This is a genomic window from Streptomyces bluensis (assembly GCF_014650715.1).
In the GTDB taxonomy this organism is placed as follows: Bacteria; Actinomycetota; Actinomycetes; order Streptomycetales; family Streptomycetaceae; genus Streptomyces; species Streptomyces bluensis.
On the sequence record NZ_BMVM01000016.1, the window covers coordinates 84,145 to 100,936 of the forward strand.

12 protein-coding genes are annotated in these 16,792 nt (G+C 69.9%); 7 read left to right on the forward strand and 5 right to left on the reverse strand.

All coding sequences use genetic code 11. The annotated features are described in order from the left end of the window. Positions 1-169: 169 nt before the first annotated feature. Both IE262_RS30735 and IE262_RS30740 read left to right on the forward strand, forming a co-directional pair. The gene (locus tag IE262_RS30735) at positions 170-913 is read left to right on the forward strand and encodes an HAD family hydrolase (protein ID WP_189878272.1); all 744 of its coding nucleotides are present in this window, start codon (positions 170-172) and stop codon (positions 911-913) included. Further along, on the forward strand, positions 910-3,255 hold the full coding sequence (locus IE262_RS30740; RefSeq protein WP_189878274.1) for a glycoside hydrolase family 65 protein: 2,346 nt from the start codon (positions 910-912) through the stop codon (positions 3,253-3,255). The genes IE262_RS30735 and IE262_RS30740 overlap by 4 nt, the downstream gene beginning before the upstream one ends. A gap of 48 nt (positions 3,256-3,303) precedes the next feature. Here the strand turns inward: IE262_RS30740 and zwf are convergent, their stop codons facing one another. Beyond that, the gene (gene zwf / locus IE262_RS30745) at positions 3,304-4,767 is read right to left on the reverse strand and encodes a glucose-6-phosphate dehydrogenase (RefSeq protein WP_189878275.1); all 1,464 of its coding nucleotides are present in this window, start codon (positions 4,765-4,767) and stop codon (positions 3,304-3,306) included. After that, on the reverse strand, positions 4,764-5,798 hold the full coding sequence (gene gnd / locus IE262_RS30750) for a phosphogluconate dehydrogenase (NAD(+)-dependent, decarboxylating) (RefSeq protein ID WP_229877601.1): 1,035 nt from the start codon (positions 5,796-5,798) through the stop codon (positions 4,764-4,766). Before gnd ends, zwf begins: the two co-directional genes overlap by 4 nt. A 482-nt stretch (positions 5,799-6,280) precedes the next feature. Here gnd and IE262_RS30755 point away from each other — a divergent pair, with 482 nt between their 5' ends. Then, positions 6,281-8,623: a glycosyl hydrolase family 95 catalytic domain-containing protein gene (locus IE262_RS30755; RefSeq protein ID WP_189878278.1), complete on the forward strand. Its 2,343-nt coding sequence runs from the start codon at positions 6,281-6,283 to the stop codon at positions 8,621-8,623. A gap of 87 nt (positions 8,624-8,710) precedes the next feature. Here the strand turns inward: IE262_RS30755 and asnB are convergent, their stop codons facing one another. After that, entirely contained in the window at positions 8,711-10,552 is a 1,842-nt protein-coding gene (asnB, locus tag IE262_RS30760; RefSeq protein ID WP_189878279.1) for an asparagine synthase (glutamine-hydrolyzing), read from the reverse strand. Between the two features lie 178 nt (positions 10,553-10,730). On the opposite strand from asnB, the gene IE262_RS30765 reads away from it, so the two are divergent. The 4 genes from IE262_RS30765 (at position 10,731) to IE262_RS30780 (ending at position 14,326) form a co-directional block, all read left to right on the forward strand. Then, positions 10,731-11,435, forward strand: coding sequence for a TetR/AcrR family transcriptional regulator (locus IE262_RS30765; RefSeq protein WP_189878281.1), 705 nt, complete (start codon positions 10,731-10,733; stop codon positions 11,433-11,435). 80 nt (positions 11,436-11,515) lie between these two features. After that, positions 11,516-12,724, forward strand: coding sequence for a cytochrome P450 (locus IE262_RS30770; RefSeq protein WP_189878283.1), 1,209 nt, complete (start codon positions 11,516-11,518; stop codon positions 12,722-12,724). 7 nt (positions 12,725-12,731) lie between these two features. Then, positions 12,732-12,938: a ferredoxin gene (locus tag IE262_RS30775; RefSeq protein ID WP_189878285.1), complete on the forward strand. Its 207-nt coding sequence runs from the start codon at positions 12,732-12,734 to the stop codon at positions 12,936-12,938. Next, on the forward strand, positions 12,935-14,326 hold the full coding sequence (locus IE262_RS30780) for an MFS transporter (RefSeq protein WP_229877602.1): 1,392 nt from the start codon (positions 12,935-12,937) through the stop codon (positions 14,324-14,326). The genes IE262_RS30775 and IE262_RS30780 overlap by 4 nt, the downstream gene beginning before the upstream one ends. A gap of 38 nt (positions 14,327-14,364) precedes the next feature. Here the strand turns inward: IE262_RS30780 and IE262_RS30785 are convergent, their stop codons facing one another. Continuing rightward, on the reverse strand, positions 14,365-16,128 hold the full coding sequence (locus tag IE262_RS30785) for an asparagine synthetase B family protein (protein ID WP_189878286.1): 1,764 nt from the start codon (positions 16,126-16,128) through the stop codon (positions 14,365-14,367). A 102-nt stretch (positions 16,129-16,230) separates the two neighbouring features. Then, the gene (locus tag IE262_RS30790) at positions 16,231-16,773 is read right to left on the reverse strand and encodes a hypothetical protein (RefSeq protein WP_189878287.1); all 543 of its coding nucleotides are present in this window, start codon (positions 16,771-16,773) and stop codon (positions 16,231-16,233) included. Positions 16,774-16,792 lie beyond the last annotated feature (19 nt).

The following is a 16,792-nucleotide window of genomic DNA, read 5'->3' on the forward strand; positions in this document are numbered from 1 at the left end:
GCCGCTGCCCAGCCTGCCGTCGCCGTCGCCGTCGCCGTCGCCCGTCGCCGTGACCGTACGGCCCGGCAGCCTGTGGCCGTCGCAGGACGCTCCGAGACGCCGCCTGCCGCCTGCCGCCTGCCCCCGCGTCGGCGGGAATGGGGCAGACCGGCGCGGGTAGACGTTAAACATGGCAAATCTGGGTCTTCCGGACAGGGTGCGAGCATGTCTGTTCGATCTCGATGGCGTACTGACCGAGACCGCGGTCGTGCATGCCGCCGCGTGGAAGGAAGCCTTCGATGACTTCCTGCGGCGGCGGGAGGGGCCCGCCTTCCGTCCCTTCGACGCGACGGCCGACTACGAGCGGTACGTCGACGGGCGTCCCCGCGTCGACGGAGTACGCGTCTTCCTGGCCTCCCGCGGCATCGAGCTGCCGGAGGGAAAGGACGACGATCCACCGGAGCAGGACACGGTGCGCGGGCTCGGCAACCGCAAGAACGCCTTGTTTCTGGAGAAGATCCACACGCAAGGTGTCGAACCGTATCCGGGGTCGGTCCGCTATGTCGATGCCGTACGGGCGGCCGGGCTGGGCACGGCCGTCGTCTCCTCCAGCGCCAACTGCCGTGAAATCCTGATCTCCGCCGGCATGGAAGACCGTTTCGACGTACGGATCGACGGCCGGGTCGCCGCCGAGCGCGGGCTCCCCGGCAAGCCGCACCCGGACACCTTTCTGGAAGCCGCACACGACCTCGGGGCCGAACCCCGGGCCGCGGCCGTGTTCGAGGACGCCCTGGCCGGTATGGACGCCGGACGGGCCGGTGGCTTCGGGGCCGTGGTGGGCGTCGACCGCCTCGGCCAGGCGGACGCACTGCGCCGGCACGGCGCCGACATCGTGGTGTCGGACCTCTCCGAGCTGTTGGGGAGCGGGACGTGATCAGCCACCCCGCCTACGCCGTCGAGCCGTGGTGCCTGCGCGAGACCGAACTGAACCTGGACGTGCTGGCCCAGAGCGAATCCGTCTTTGCCCTGTCCAACGGGCACATCGGCTGGCGCGGCAACCTCGACGAGGGAGAACCGCACGGCCTGCCCGGCAGCTACCTCAACGGCGTGCACGAGCAGCATCCGATGCCGTACGCGGAAGGGGGCTACGGATTCCCGGAATCCGACCAGACGGTGATCAACGTGACCAACGGCAAGATCATCCGGCTGCTGGTCGACGACGAACCGTTCGACCTGCGCTACGGACAGTTGCGTTCCCATGAGCGCGTACTCGACCTGCGCAGCGGACTGCTGCACCGCGTCTGCGAGTGGACATCGCCGGTCGGCAGGACGGTACGCGTACGCTCCACCCGGCTGATCTCCTTCACCCAGCGCGCCATCGCGGCGATCGCCTACGAAGTGGAGCCACTGGACGCCCGGACGAACGTGGTGGTCCAGTCGGAACTCGTCGCCAACGAGCAACTGCCCGCACTCACCGGCGACCCCCGGGCGGCCGCCGCCCCGGAGCCGTGCCTGCGGCCCGAGGAGCACTACGCGCTCGACACGCGGTTGCGCCTGGTGCACCGCACCGAACGCAGTAATCAGCGGGTCGCGGCCGCGGCCGACCATGTGGTGCGTGGCCCCGGATCCACCCGGACGTCCGGTGAGAGCGCGCATGACGTGGGGCGCGTCACCGTCACCGCTGTCCTGGACCCCGGTGAGACACTGCGCATCGAGAAGTTCGTCTCCTACGGCTGGTCGGCGGCGCGGTCGCTGCCGGCGGTCCGGGACCAGGTCGAGGCCGCGCTCGCCGGTGCCCGCAGCACCGGCTGGCAGGGCCTGGTCGACCAGCAGCGAGAGTTCCTCGACGGCTTCTGGCGGTACGCCGACATCGAGGTCGACGGCGACGCCGAGATCCAGCAGGCCGTCCGCTTCGCCGTCTTCCACGTCCTGCAGGCCGGTGCCCGCGCCGAGCACCGGGCGATCCCGGCCAAGGGCCTCACCGGCTCCGGATACGACGGACACTCCTTCTGGGACACCGAGACGTTCGTCCTGCCGCTGCTCACGTACACCTCGCCGAACTGCGTCGCCGAGGCCCTCGGCTGGCGGCAGGCCACCCTGCCGGCGGCACGCGACCGCGCCCGCCAGCTCGGACTGCGGGGCGCGGCCTTCCCATGGCGGACGATCGAGGGAGCGGAATGCTCCGGGTACTGGCCGGCCGGCACCGCGGCGTTCCACATCAACGCCGACATCGCCGCCGCCGTCGTGCGCTACGTCCGGGTCACCGGCGACACGGACTTCGAACGGCGGACCGGTCTGGAACTCCTGGTGGAGACCGCCCGGCTGTGGCGCTCCCTCGGCCACCACGACTCCGGGGGCCGCTTCCACATCGACGGCGTCACCGGTCCCGACGAGTACAGCGCGCTCGCCAACGACAACGCCTACACCAACCTCATGGCCCAGGCGAATCTGCAGGCCGCCGCCGACGCCGCCGGGCGCCACACGGCGCAGGCCGCGGCGCTGGGCGTCGACGAGGCGGAGACCGCAGCCTGGCGTGACGCGGCCAAGGCGATGTCCGTGCCCTACAACCGGGCTCTGGGAGTCCACGAGCAGTCGGCGGGCTACACCCGTCTCGACGTGTGGGACTTCGAGGGCACACCGCCCGAGGGGTACCCCCTGATGCTGCACTTCCCCTATTTCGACCTGTACCGGAAGCAGGTGGTCAAGCAAGCGGACCTGGTCCTGGCGATGCTCCTGTGCGGTGACGCCTTCGACGAGGACCAGAAGGCAAGGAACTTCGCCTATTACGAACCGCTGACCGTCCGGGACTCCTCGCTGTCGGCCTGCGTCCAGTGTGTTCTGGCCGCCGAAGTGGGTCACTTGCGTCTGGCCTACGACTACCTGGGTGAGGCCGCGCTGATGGACCTGGAGGACCTGGAGAGGAACACCCGCGACGGCCTGCACATCGCCTCCCTCGCGGGGACCTGGTTCGGGCTGGTCGCCGGCTTCGGTGGCATGCGCGACTACGGGGACATGCCGCACTTCGCCCCCAGGCTTCCCGCACAGCTCAGCCGGCTGGCGTTCTCCCTGCGGTACCGGCAACGCTGTCTGCGGATCGACATCACCGGCTCACACGTCACCTACGCGCTGGCAGAGGGCGAACCCGTACAGATCAGCCACTGCGGCGAAGTGATCAACCTGTCCCAAGGAGTGCCGCAGACCCGTCCCGTCGAGCAGCCGACCACCCTCCCCGAGCCCGCACAGCCGCCGGGCAGACAACCCGCACCACGTCACTGAGCCATCGCCGGCGCACCACCGAGCCATCGCAGCGGGGGTCGCCCACAGTCAGAGGCGGCCCCGGCCCACCGCGATGGCGTCTTCGCCGGCGCCCGGCAGATACCACTGGTGTGGCGCGATGAGTTCGCTGACGGCCGGTTCGGGCCCCCACGAGCCGGGTGCGTACGGATGCAGCGGCGGTGGACTGTCGAGCAGAGGGGCCGACGCCTCCCAGATGTGCTCGATGCCGTCCGCCCCGGTGAACAGCGACTGGTTGCCCAGCAAGGCGTCGAGAATCAGTCGTTCGTAGCCTTCGAGTCCGTTTTCCTGGCAGAAGGATCCGGCGTAGCGGAAGGTCATCGATGCCGGTGCGAGTCGCATCGCGGGGCCGGGCTCTTTCGCGAGGAAACGGGCGGCGATCCAACCGGGATCGCCGAAGTCGATCACAAGCTTGTTGCCTCGGTCCATCTCCTGCCGGGGGAGATCGGTACGGAACATCCGCAGCGGCGGCTCGCGCAGGCCGACGGTGATGACCTCGCGGTGCTGTGCGAGGTTCTTGCCGGAGCGCAGGTAGAACGGCACTCCCGCCCACCGCCAGTTGTCCACCTCAAGCCGCAGCGCGATGAACGTCTCGGTCGGTGAATCCGGGGCGACCCCCGGTTCGCCGCGGTAACCCTCGTACTGGCCGCGTACCACCTGCCCGGGTTCGATGGGGCGCAGCGCCGCGAAGACCTTGGCCTTCTCGTCGCGCAGCGGCTGGGCGGCGAGCGAGACCGGCGGTTCCATCGCCACGATGCCGAGCACCTGGATCAGATGTGTGACGATCATGTCCCGGAAGGCTCCGGTCACTTCGTAGAAGCGGGCCCGGCCTTCGAGACCGAGTGTCTCGGGCACATCGATCTGCACATGACTGATGTGGTCCCGGTTCCAGATGGGTTCGAGCAAGCCGTTGGCGAAGCGGAGGGCGAGGATGTTGTCCACCGACTCCTTGCCGAGGAAGTGATCGATGCGGAAGATCCGGGATTCGTCGAAGACGGTGTGGATCGTCTCGTTGAGCGCTCGTGCTGAAGCGAGATCGGTGCCGAAGGGTTTCTCCACGATCACTTTCGAGTTCTCCGCCAGGCCCGTGTCGCCGAGCATGCCGATGAAGGACGCGAACGCGGAGGGTGGAATGGCCAGATGGAACAGTTTGCGTGGCTGCCCGCCGAGGGCGTCCTCGGCTGCCCGTACGGCCGCGACCAACGGGCCGGGATCCTGGGAGTCGGCCGCGCCGAAGGACAGGGATTCCTCGAAGGTCCGCCACGCCGGCCCGGACGGCTCGGACCGCCCGAAGGTGGCGATCGCGTCGTGTGCGTGTTTACGGAACGCGTCGTCGCTCAGCGCGGACCGACCGCGGGACGAGCCGACGATGCGGTAGCTGTCCGGGAGGAGGCCTGCCCTGGCGAGGTGGAACAGGCCGGGGAGCAGTTTGCGTTTGGCGAGGTCACCGGTGGCGCCGAAGAGCACGATCACATGGTTGTCCGGGCGGTTCACGGCTGACTCCTCTTCTCCGCGTGTCCGCCGAACTCACTGCGCATGGCGGACAGCACCCTGTCGGCGAACTCCCCGAGGCCCCGGGACTGGAACCGGTCGGTGAGCGCCGTGCTGATCACAGCGGCGGGTACGCCTTCGTCGACCGCCGCCAGTACCGTCCAGCGGCCTTCGCCGGAGTCAGAGACGCGCCCGGTGAATTCCTCCAGCTGCGGCGACCGGGCCAGCGCGTCGGCGGTGAGGTCGACGAGCCAGGAGCCCACAACGGAGCCGCGACGCCATACTTCGGCGACCTCGCCCACGTCGATCTCGTACTGGTAGGCCTCCGGCTCGCGCAGCGGGGCGGTCTCCGCGTCGGCGGTGTGCTTGCGAAGTCCGGCGTCCGCGTGCTCGATGATGCTGAGCCCCTCGGCGATCGCGGCCATCATTCCGTACTCGACCCCGTTGTGGACCATCTTCACGAAGTGCCCGGCCCCACTCGGACCGCAGTGCAGATAGCCGTCCGGTGCGGTCCCGTCGGCGTGTCTGCTCGGTGTCGGCTCGGCGGCGCCGGCGCCGGGCGCGATGCTCCGGAAGAGGGGATCGAGCCGGGCGACGGGCGCGGGCTCGCCGCCGATCATGAGGCAGTAGCCGCGCTCAAGTCCCCACACCCCGCCCGATGTTCCGCAGTCCAGATAGTGAATGCGGCGAGGAGCAAGCTGCGCCGCACGGGTGATGTCGTCGCGGTAGTAGGAATTGCCCCCGTCGATGATCGCGTCGTCCGGAGCGAGGAGATCGGTCAGCTGGTCGAGCGTGGGCTGCACGACGGCGGCGGGCAGCATGAGCCAGACGACACGCGGCCGCTCCAGCTTCGCCACCAGGTCGCCGAGCGAGCCGGAGGCGACGGCGCCCTCGGCCTCCAACTCCCTCACCGCGCTTTCGTCGAGGTCGTAGACCACACAGCGGTGGCCGTCGCGCATGAGCCGGCGCACGAGGTTCGCGCCCATCCGGCCGAGCCCGATCATGCCGAGTTGCAGGGGAGTGTCGGTGGCCATGGCTGCTCTCCTGGGGGACAGGGCCCTGGGGTGGTGCGCGGGCTCCGGTTCGGCGCCGAAGGGCCGATCGATCGCATCCATGTGGAGTGGAGCCGCGACTATGTGCCCGGCCGAGCGTGCATCAACTCGCCCACGCGTACCAGCCTAGGTTCGTCCGTAACCCCCCTCAACTCGGCGCACGATCGGGCGAAGTCCTCGGCAGCCGGCAGCGGACGTCGTTCCCACGCTGGTACTCACATCCGATGTGTCTCCGGCTCGCGCTGGGTACGAACACTGGCCCTCGGCTCTCACCAGGCCCGTACCCTTTCCGCTGCTGCCGCGGCTCACGCCGCCCCGACCACTGTGTATCCGGAGCCTTGCACCCGCGCGCCACGTGACGACCGCGCTTCCCTCCGGCTTGGATACGTCCGAGGTCTTCCCCTAACACCCCCAAGGCCTGCACCATGCCGGGAGATTCACAACCAGATATGAGAGGCACGTACATGACCACCACGGCAGGTAATGGGATCTCTCGAAGAGGTGTGATCGGCACGGCGGCCGCGGTCGCCGCAGGGGGCTGGTCAGCCGGGTCCGGCACCGCTTGGGCGGCGCCCCGTGAGCCCGGCGGAGCGGAGGGACCGCACGAACGGATGGCCAGGGCCGCCGCTCTGCGCTGGCGGCGGATGCCCGGCGACTGGAAGGACGGCCCCTTCCTGGGCAACGGCCTGCTCGGGGTGCAGGTCTACCGAGGAGCCACGGCCAACTCCGTGAAGGTCATGGTCAGCCACAGCCAGGTGCAGGACCAGCGCCCCCAGTGGCGTGCTCCGTACGGCTTCTCCCGGTTACCCATAGGGCACTTCGACCTCACGCTCGCCGGTGAGGTGACCGGTGTCGACTGGACACTCGACCTCTGGGACGCCGAGCTGCGCGGCACCGTCACCACCACCCGGGGCAGCGTCCGCTTCTCGATGCTGGTGCACAACACCCGTACCGCGCTGCTGATCTCCACCCGGCCCAGTGCGGGCGAGGACGACGCGGCCTGGTCGTTCACATGGATGTCCGCGACCTCGCCGCGTACCAAGGACAAACCCGCCGACTACACCGGCAACCCCGACCCCCGGGTCGGCTCCGCCGGAGACGCCGGGGCCACCAGGTACGTCGAGCAGCCGCTGATCGCGGGCGGAGGGTGGACCACCGCCTGGCGCGAACGGCGCGTCGGCAGCGGCAGGCTGCTGGCCGCGCACATCGTCTACCGTTTCCCGGACGACTTGTCGCGCACGACGGAACTGGCCGTCGCGGAAGTCGCCCGCACACTGTCCGTGGACCCGGACGACCTGGTGCGCGAGCACCGCGCATGGTTGCACCGCTTCTACCGGCGCAGCCTGTTGTCGGTCCCCGACAAGCGCATTCAGCACTTCTACTGGATCCAGCTCTACAAGGCCGCCTGCGCCACCCGCGCCGGCGGGCCCTCGATGTCCGAATGGGGGCCGTGGTACCCGGAGACCGGCGGAAGCTGGACCGCGGTCTGGTGGAACCTCAATGTCCAGATCGCCACCTGGCTGATCCAGGGGTCCAACCACCTCGAACTCGACTCCGTCACCTCCACCTTCAAGAACTTCGAGGAGTACCTGCCCCTGTCCGTCCCGCCGCAGTACCAGGACGGCGAGACCTACGCCCTGGCCCACCCGTCCGACTGGAAGCTCCGCCCCGGCGCCAAGACCGTCGGCATCCCCGGTACCTCCACCAAGACCGACAACAACGGCAATCTCATCTGGGCCATGCACAACATCTGGCTCAGCCACCGCCACACCATGGACGCGTCGATCGTGCGCGACGTCCTCTACCCGATCCTCGTCAAGGCGGTGAACTTCTACGACCACTTCCTGTACGAGGGCAGCGACGGAAAGCTGCACCTGCCGCTCACCCGGTCGCCCGAGTGGGCCGACGCCACGGACTGCACCTACGACCTCTCCCTGCTCCGCTGGGGCTGCGCCACCCTCCTCGACTGCCTGCGCATTCTCCGTACGGACCATCCCCGCGCCGGCCGCTGGCGCGAGATCCTCAAGCGCCTGGTGGACTACCCGCGGGACGCGACCGGCATCGTCATCGGCGCCGACAAGCCGCTCACCGAGTCCCACCGGCACTTCTCGCACATGCTGTGGCTGTACCCGCTGCACGAGCTGAGCTGGGACCGGCCGGCCGACCGGGAGATCATGCGAACGACCTTCGACCACTGGGTCAAGGACCGTGGCCTGTGGGCGGGTTACAGCTACGCCGTCGCCTCCTCGATGGCGTCCGTGATGGAACGACCCGAGGAGGCCCTGGACTTCCTGACCTTCTTCACCGACGGCAATGTCGTCCACCGGACCTGGGGCGCGAGGATGACGCCGAACACCATGTACGTCGAGGACACCAACCTCGGCATCGAGAGCCCCTTGACGGCGGCCCAGTCGGTCCTCGACATGGCCGTGCAGAGCCACGGCGGCACCGTACGGGTCTTCCCCTCCGTGTCACGCCGCTGGCCCGACCTCTCGGTCCAAGCTCTCCGTACCCAGGGCGCGTTCCTCGTCGACGCGGACCGAGCAGGCGGCCGGACCCGATGGGTACGCGTCCACAGCGAGGCCGGCGCACCACTGGTGCTGCACCACGGCATCGACGGCGCCGTCGACGTACGGGACGAGCGGGGCCGGCGGCTGCGACACCGGGAGACAGGACCCGGCCGTATCGAGATTCCGCTCGGCCGGGAGGAAACGGCCGTCATCGTCCCGCGCGGCACCCACCCGGACCCGGGTCCGCGTGACGTACCGGCCGTCGGCGATGCCAGGCCTTGGGGGCTGCCGGACTGACCTCGCTGTCCGGCCGGCGGGCAGCGACACGTCCTGCAACGGGCTACGGGCCAACGGAGCCACGCTCAGCGCGGAGTTCGCCCGGGGTCAGCCGAGTGTGAGGTGAGGGGAGTACAGGTCGATCCAGGTGGCGAGGTTGAGTGCCGTCTCCAGGCCGCGCCGGGACGCCTGGTCGATGCGGGGCGCGTGGGATGCGGCGGCGCGGGTCAGCCGCTCGCGGCTGACCATGTCGAAGACCCGGTGTGCGGGGTTGTCCAGGAGTTCCTTGACCTGGTTCTGCAGCGCCACGGCGTAGGCCGGGTCCTGAGTGGAGGGGTAGGGGCTCTTCACCCTGTCGTAGACGGAAGGGGGCAGCAGATCGGCGGTGGCCTCGCGCAGCAGGCTCTTCTCCCGGCCGTCGAACGACTTCAGCCGCCAGGGGGTGTTGTACACGTACTCCACCAGCCGGTGGTCGCAGTACGGCACGCGGACCTCCAGTCCGACCGCCATGCTCATACGGTCCTTGCGGTCCAGCAGGACGCGGACGAATCGGGTGAGGTGGAGGTGGCAGATCTGTCGCATCCGGTACTCGAAGTCGCTCTCGCCGTCGAGCCGCTGGATCCCGGCCACCGCCTGGCGGTAGCTGTCCTGCACGTAGGAGGCGAGATCCAGGGCTGTGGCGAAGTCCTGGCTGAGGATGCCGTCCTCGTCGCCGAAGTGCTGCCGGAAGTGCACCAGCCAGGGAAAGGTGTCGGCTGCCCGCGCCGCGGGGTCGAAGAACTGCTGGTAGCCCCCGAACACCTCGTCGGCGGATTCTCCGGACAGGGCGACCGTCGAGTGCTGCCGGATGGCCTTGAACAGCAGGTAGAGGGAGGCGTCCATGTCGCCCATAGCGATGGGGAGGTCCCTGGCCCGGATGACGCGGGCCCGCACCTCGGGGTCGGCCAACTGGCCGGGGTCCAGGACGATGTCCTGGTGTTCGGTTCCGGAACTGTTCGCCACGTCGTGCACGTAGGGGCTGTCCGGGGTCGCGCGCAGGGCGTCGGGGACGAAGTTCTCGCTGTGCCCCACGAAGTCGACGGCGAAACTGCGGACCTTCCCGCCTGCCGCGGCGAGTTCGCGGGAGGCGAGAGCGGTCATGGCGGAGGAGTCCAGGCCGCCTGAGAGCAGGGTGCAGCGCGGCACGTCGGCCACGAGCTGGCGGCGCACGATGCCTTCGAGCAGCTCCCGGACCCGGGCGATGGAGCCGTCACGGTCATCGGAGTGCGGCCGTGTCTCCAACGACCAGTAGACGCGGGTCCGGATCCCCTCCGGGCGCACGGTCACCACCGTCCCGGGCTCGACCTCACGCATCCCCTGCCAGATCGCGTGACCGGGTGACTTCACGAAGGCGAATGCCTCCCGCAGTCCGTCGAGGGTCACGGCGCGTGTGGCGAGCGGGTTGGCGAGGATCGCCTTGGGCTCCGAGCCGAACAGCACGCCGTCGGCGGTGGGGGAGAAGTAGAAGGGCTTGATGCCCATGCGGTCACGGACCATGACCAGCTTCTGCTCGCGCTGGTCCCAGACGGCGAAGGCGTACATGCCGTTGAGGTGCTCGGCGACGGCCTCGCCCCACTCCAGATATCCGTGCAGCACCACCTCGGTGTCGGAGTCGGTGGTGAAGCGGTGTCTCCGAGAGATGAGCTCCTTGCGCAGCTCGGTGAAGTTGTAGACCTCACCGGAGTACACCAGGGCCACCGCCGTCCCGGCCTCCCGGACGCTCATCGGCTGCCGGCCGCCCGGCAGGTCGATGATGGCCAGCCTTCTGTGGCCGAGCGCGGCCGGGCCCTGGACCCAGGTGCCGCGGTCGTCCGGGCCACGGCAGGCCATCGTCTCGGTCATCGCGTCCACGGTGGCCTGCTCGGTGCCCAGGTCCCGCTGGTACGAGATCCATCCCGTGATACCGCACACGGTCGTCCTCCGTTCCGGTCGCCGGTGCCGCCGGCCGGCAGTGCCGCCGAAGGACGACGGGGGAGCAAACCGACCGGCAACAGAAAGCGCATGTAGGCGCCACCTATATGCCCAGCGTCCTTCACTGAGTGTCGACGGTCAAAAGGACCATAGGAGACCATAAGAGATAAAAGGGGCCATGAGAGCGGCAAGGGCCACGCCGGGAGTCGCTCTCCCGTGGGTCAGTGGGGAGGTGAGCCTCGCGGTGGTGGGCGGTTCTGCTGAGGGCGCGGACGAGGCGCCGCGGGGACTGCGCAAGGTTCCGCTGAGCGATCCCGGTCGACGCCGGGAGGTGCTCGACGCCGTGCTCGCACTGCTGGCCGAGGTCGGGTACGAGCGGTTGACGATGGACCTCGTCGCCCAGCGTGCCAGGGCCAGCAAGGCCACGCTCTACCAGCGGTGGCCGACCAAGGCCCGGCTGGCGGTGGCGGCCCTGGAACAGCGCCGGCCGCAGATCACCGACCACGACACGGGTTCCTTCCTCGGGGATCTGCGGCACCTGCTCGCCTCGTGGCTGGCGGGCTGGACGGAACTCGACCGGGGCCTGGTCATCGCCCTGCTGGAAGGCAGCAGAACGGACGCGGAGCTGACCCGCCTGCGTCACGAGCGGCTGCGCCGCCCGCTGCGGCAGGCCGTCGAGTCATTGGTGGAGCGGGCGCTTCGGCGGGGTGAGATCCCCGCCGGGGTGGATCCGGAACTCCTGGTGGAGATGCCGTTCTCGGTACTGCTGACGCATGTGCTGATCGAGGGAGAGGCGCCCGACGTCGCGCTCGTCGACAGGATCATGGACCGGGTGCTGGCTCCGCTGCTCGGCACAGCGCCGCCCGAAGGCGCCGGGCCGTGATGTCTGTATCGCGCACATAGTACGGATTCGTACTACTCTGGGGTGTGAGGCTGAACGGCCGGATGAAGGGAGCGGTTCCCATGAGCGCGCCCTTGGCGCCCGCGGCGCCACTGCCCACGCACCGTACCTGCCCGCTCGATCCGCCACCGGAGTACCAGCGGCTGCGGGAGGAGCAGCCGGTGGCCCCGCTGGCCTTTCCCGACGGCACGGTGGGCTGGCTGCTGACCCGGCACGAGGACGTCCGCGCGGTGCTGGCCGACGACCGGTTCAGTTCGGCCCGCGAGAACGCTTCCTCTCCGGTGCGCCGCAACCTGTTCCGTCCGGAAGACCGGCCCGGAATGCTGCTGAACATGGATCCACCGGAACACACCCGCTACCGGGGGATGCTCACCCGTTACTTCACAGTGCGCCGGATGCGCGCCCTGGCACCGAGGATCGAGCGGATCGTCGCGGACCACCTCGACGCCATGGAAGCGGCCGGTCCTCCGACGGACCTCGTTCCCGCCTTCGCCCGGCCCATTCCCTCCCTGGTCATCTGCGAGTTGCTCGGCGTGCCCTACGCCGACCGGGAGAAGTTCCAGCGGTGGACCGCCACGATGCTCAGGCTGGACGTCTCCGAGGACGAGGCATGGCGGGCCCGTGAGGCACTGCGCACGTACATGCGCGACCTGGTGGCCGACAAACGCGAACACCCCGACGACGCCCTGCTCAGCACCCTGATCCGGGCACAAGACCCGGACCCCGCGCTGACGGACCAGGAACTGACCGGCATGGGCCGGCTGCTGCTGATCGCCGGGCACGAGACCACCGCCAACATGCTCGCCCTCGGCACCTACGCTCTGCTGTCCCACCCCGACCAGTTGCGCTCCCTGCGCGAGCACCCGGAAGGCGTCGGCCGAGCGGTCGAGGAACTCCTGCGCTACCTGACCATCGTGCAGTTCGGCACCGTCAGGGTCGCCCGCGAGGACGTCCAGATCCACGGCGTGCGCATCCGCGCCGGGCAGACCGTCGTGGCCTCACTGCCGGCCGCCAACCGCGACCCCGGCCAGTTCACCGAGCCGGACCGGCTCGACCTCACCCGCGAACCCTCCCAGCACGTCTCCTTCGGACACGGCATCCACCAGTGCCTGGGACAGCAACTGGCCCGTGTCGAGATGCAGATCGCCTTTCCCGCCCTTCTCCGGCGCTTCCCCACGCTCCGCCTGGCCGTCCCGCCCGAGCAGGTCCCGATGCGTGACGACATGTTCGTCTACGGCGTCCACGCGCTCCCACTCAGCTGGGACAGGTGACCACACCATGAAGATCAGGATCGACCACGATCGCTGCCGGGGCGCCGGCCAGTGCACCCTGACCGCACCCGAACTCTTCGACCAGTCCGACGACGACGGCACCGTCGTCCTGCTCAACGAGCAGCCCCCACCCGAACTCCAGGCCCGCGCCCGCCTCGCCGCGAGCCTGTGCCCCAACTCGGTCATCCACATCGCCGACACTTCTGACCCGTGACCACCGCGCGGCCGGGGCGGAGAAGCCGCACGTCCGAGCGACGCTCCTGGGCCCCGCTGCTCGTAGTGTGCGCCGGGTACTTCATGGTGATCCTCGATGTGACGGTCATCAACGTCGCCGTGCCGGTGATCGGCCGGGAACTGTCGGCCTCGCTCACCGGTATCCAGTGGATCACCGACGGGTACACCCTGGTGTTCGCCGGGTTCCTGCTGACCGGCGGCGCGCTGGGTGACCGGCTGGGCAACCGTCGGGTCTTCTGCTGGGGCGTGGTGGTGTTCACCGCGTCCTCGGCCGCTTGCGCGCTCGCGCCGAACGCTCCCTTCCTGGTGGTGGCCCGGCTGGTGGAGGGACTCGGCGCGGCCTTGATCGTGCCCGGTTCCCTGGCCCTGCTCCAGCAGTCCTACCCGGCACCGGCCGCACGCTCGCGGGCCTTCGGACTGTGGGGTTCGATGGCCGGCATCGCGGCTTCTGCCGGTCCGCTGCTGGGCGGGCTGCTGGTCTCCACGGTGGGGTGGCGCTGGGTGTTCCTCATCAACCTGCCCGTCGGTGTGGCGTCCCTGGTGCTGACGCCGCGGTATGTGGCGCGCTCGCCCCGACGCGCCGCCCGAGCCCTGGACTGGCCGGCGCAGTGCGCGGTCGTGGCGGCGGTGGCACTGCTGACCGCGGCGCTCAACGAGGCCGGACGGCGGGGCTGGTCCGATCCGGCTGTTCTCGCCGGCGTGGGCCTGGCCGTGCTGGCCGCCGTGGCGTTCGCGGTGCGCGAGCGGCTGGCCCGGTCTCCTGTCCTTCCGCTGAGCCTGCTGCGCTCTCGTGCGATGAGCGGCGGATCCGTCATCGGCCTGCTGTTCAACTTCGGCTTCTACGGCATGGTGTTCACCGCCAGTCTGGAATTCCAGCACCAGCGCGGCTTCAGCGCCCTCGGCACCGGGCTGGCGCTGTTCCCGGCGGTGGCGATGACCATGTTCGCCTCCGCGGTGTCCGGGCGGCTGTCCCACCGCACCGGCGATCGTCCGCTGGTGATCTCCGGCATGCTCCTCGCCGCCCTGGGGCTGGCCGGCTGGGCCGCGGCGGGAACCGACCCCGCGTACCCGCTGCTGGTGGCCCCGATGATGGCCGCGGGATTCGGTACCTCCTTCGCCCTCACCGGCGGAGCCGCCACCGTGATGGGCGCCGCACCCCCGGGGTACTCAGGGGCCGCCTCCGCCCTGTTCAACACCACCCGCCAGATCGGCAGCGCCACTGGCGTGGCGCTCGGCGGCAGCCTGCTCGCCACAGCCACCGACTACAGCGCCGGGCTCCGCACCAGCATGGCCATCGGCGCGCTCGCCTACCTGACCGCAGCAGGCCTCGCGTGGCTGTGCGTGCCGGCGAAGCCCCAAAGGCCGTAGTTTCTTGTGACAGGCGCGACCGGCAATGTGAGCGGGTGTCAGTGGATGTCGTACGCACGCAGCCACAGCTCCAGGGTGAGCACGAGCCACAGTTTGCCGCCCTGTCTGGGCAGCAACGCCCCCTCACCGCGCAGCCAGCCGCGCACCGTGTCCTGCCGGAACAGGCCACGGGCGCGGGCCTCCCGGCCCAGCAGCAGATCCTCCGCCAACTCCTTCAGCGGACCGCCGAGCCACTGCTGCACCGGCACCCGCATACCGCTCTTCGGCCGGTCCACGACCGTGCCGGGCAGCAGATCGCGTACGGCCTCCTTCAGCACCCACTTCTCGACGGCGCCGTTCAGCTTCCATCGCGGCGGGGTGGCGAAGGCGTGGTCCACCACCCGGCGGTCGAAGAGCGGGGCCCGGCCCTCGATGCCCTGGGAGGCGGTGAGACGTTCGACCTTGGTGAGGATGTGATGGGCGCCCTTGGTGCGCAGATTGCAGTGCAGCAGCCGGTTGAGCAGATGGTCCATCCGCCCGTCCTCGGATCCCGGCCGCAGATACGGGGCGACGAAACGCTGGGGTGCGGGCGCCTCGGTGAGGGCGCCCAGCACCTCGGCGGTCAGGAGGTCGGGCAGATCGGTGTAGCACTTGCGGTACGAGCGCAGATAGGCGAGTTCCCGCGCGTCCTCCGCGTCTCCACCGGCCACGTCGCCGCGGTGCATCTCGTACACCAGCATCGGCAGGTTCTTCGGGCCGCCGAAGACCGGGTCGCCGCCCTCCCCGTTCAGGACAACCCGTAGCCCGTCGCCCGCCACGGCCTCGGCGAGCATCAGATTCGGTACGGTCAGCGGATCACCCACGGGGCTGTCGAGCAGCGCAGCCGCTTCCCCGAGGCGCGCGGCCACGGCCGCACCGGTGACGGTGAGAATACGGTGCCGGGTGTGGCAGTGGGCGGCGACCAGGCCCGAGTAGCCCAGCTCATTGGGGAGTTCGTCACCGAAGCTGATGGAGTACGTGTGCACCGGGTGGGAGTGCAGTTTGGCGGCGAGGGCGGTCACCAGCGAGCTGTCGACGCCGCCGGAGAGCAGAACACCCACGGCCTCGGCCTCCGGCAGCCGGCGCGCGGTCGCCTCCTCCAGCAGTTCGCGCAGCCTCAGCGCATAGGTTTCGGGTGGCGCTCCGTCGTCCTCGATCAGCTCCCGCGGCTCCCAGTAGTGCTCCTCCGTCGTCGTGCCGTCCGCCGAGAGCCGCAGACAGCGGCCGGGCAGCAGTTCGCGTACTCCGCGCAGCAGGGTCTCCTCGCCGGGGAGGTAGGCGAAGGTCAGGAAGGAGCGTACGGCGGAAAGTTCGAGGCCGGTCCCGAGCGCGGGCCAGCGGCGCAGGGCCCGCAGCGAGGTCGACGCGGCCCAGCAGCCGCCGGCACGGGCGTAGAAGAGGGTGCGGGCGCCGACAGGGTCGCGGATCAGTACGAGGTCGCCTTCACTCTCGTGCACGGCGAGCGCGAACATGCCCTCGGCGTCACGGATTCCGGCCGCGCCGAGCCGTACCCAGCAGCGCAGCAGCAGCTCACCGTCAGGGCAGTCGGGCGGTGCCGGGACGCCTGAGGCGGCCAGCGCGGCGAGGAGTGCGGGCCGGTTGTGGAGGGTGACCTCGCCCACCGCGGTGTGCCCGTACGCGTGGAACGGCCCGGTGGCGTGGCCGGGTTCGTCCTCGATCAGCCCGACGGCCGGGCCGTCGGGCCGCACGGTGGAGCCCATCGCGGCCAGTTGCTCCCTGGCCTGCTCGGGCTCCGCCGCCAGGCAGGCACAGAACCGCGCCATGGTCACCCACCTTTTCTCTCACTGCTCCGGCCCGTCCAGCCGGGCCGTCCAGCCAGTCCGCTAAGCCGTATGCCACATGCCGTATACCGCATGCCGTACGGCTCATCCGAAGTCGTCGTCGCTCCAGCCGCCGTCATCGCCGGAGCGCCACGCGTCATCCAGGTCCGAGAGGTCGCCGCCGTCCTCGCCGCCCCCGTCGGAGCTGCCGCCGCCGTCACCGCCGGAGGAGTTCTGTGCTGCGGCCTGCTGCCGCCGCAGTTCCTCCTCCTCTTCCACGCTCAGGGCCTCCGGCGGAAACTGGGCCGCGGTGACGGTCAGGGTGACCAGGCCCAGACTGCCGAGCACCGCGCCCATCCGTCCACCGAACGAGGTCCGGTTGACCATCACGCTCTCGCCCTGACCCCAGACCGTACGGCCGTAACCGAGGTCCCGTCCGTAGACCACCCGTCCGTCCGCGTACTGCCGCTTGATGATCCGCCGCCCGAGCAGCTCATCGGTGCCGGAACCGCCCTCGTTGTCATGCCAGCGCACCATGTGGGTGCCCTCGCGCCGCCGCCACTCCTCGCGGCCGTCCTGGTATCTGCGGTGGACGCTGCCATCGGCGAGCAGTTCGTCGCTGTACGGGATTTCGCGTGGCCGGATCATCGCCTCAAGTCCTCGTGCC

Coding starts and splice junctions, on each gene's coding strand:
- IE262_RS30770 (WP_189878283.1), top strand. CDS start 11,516: ATGAGCGCGCCCTTGGCGCCCGCGGCGCCACTGCCCACGCACCGTACC.
- IE262_RS30775 (WP_189878285.1), top strand. CDS start 12,732: ATGAAGATCAGGATCGACCACGATCGCTGCCGGGGCGCCGGCCAGTGC.
- IE262_RS30755 (WP_189878278.1), top strand. CDS start 6,281: ATGACCACCACGGCAGGTAATGGGATCTCTCGAAGAGGTGTGATCGGC.
- IE262_RS30765 (WP_189878281.1), top strand. CDS start 10,731: ATGAGAGCGGCAAGGGCCACGCCGGGAGTCGCTCTCCCGTGGGTCAGT.
- IE262_RS30790 (WP_189878287.1), bottom strand. CDS start 16,773: ATGATCCGGCCACGCGAAATCCCGTACAGCGACGAACTGCTCGCCGAT.
- IE262_RS30735 (WP_189878272.1), top strand. CDS start 170: ATGGCAAATCTGGGTCTTCCGGACAGGGTGCGAGCATGTCTGTTCGAT.
- IE262_RS30785 (WP_189878286.1), bottom strand. CDS start 16,128: ATGGCGCGGTTCTGTGCCTGCCTGGCGGCGGAGCCCGAGCAGGCCAGG.
- gnd (WP_229877601.1), bottom strand. CDS start 5,798: ATGGCCACCGACACTCCCCTGCAACTCGGCATGATCGGGCTCGGCCGG.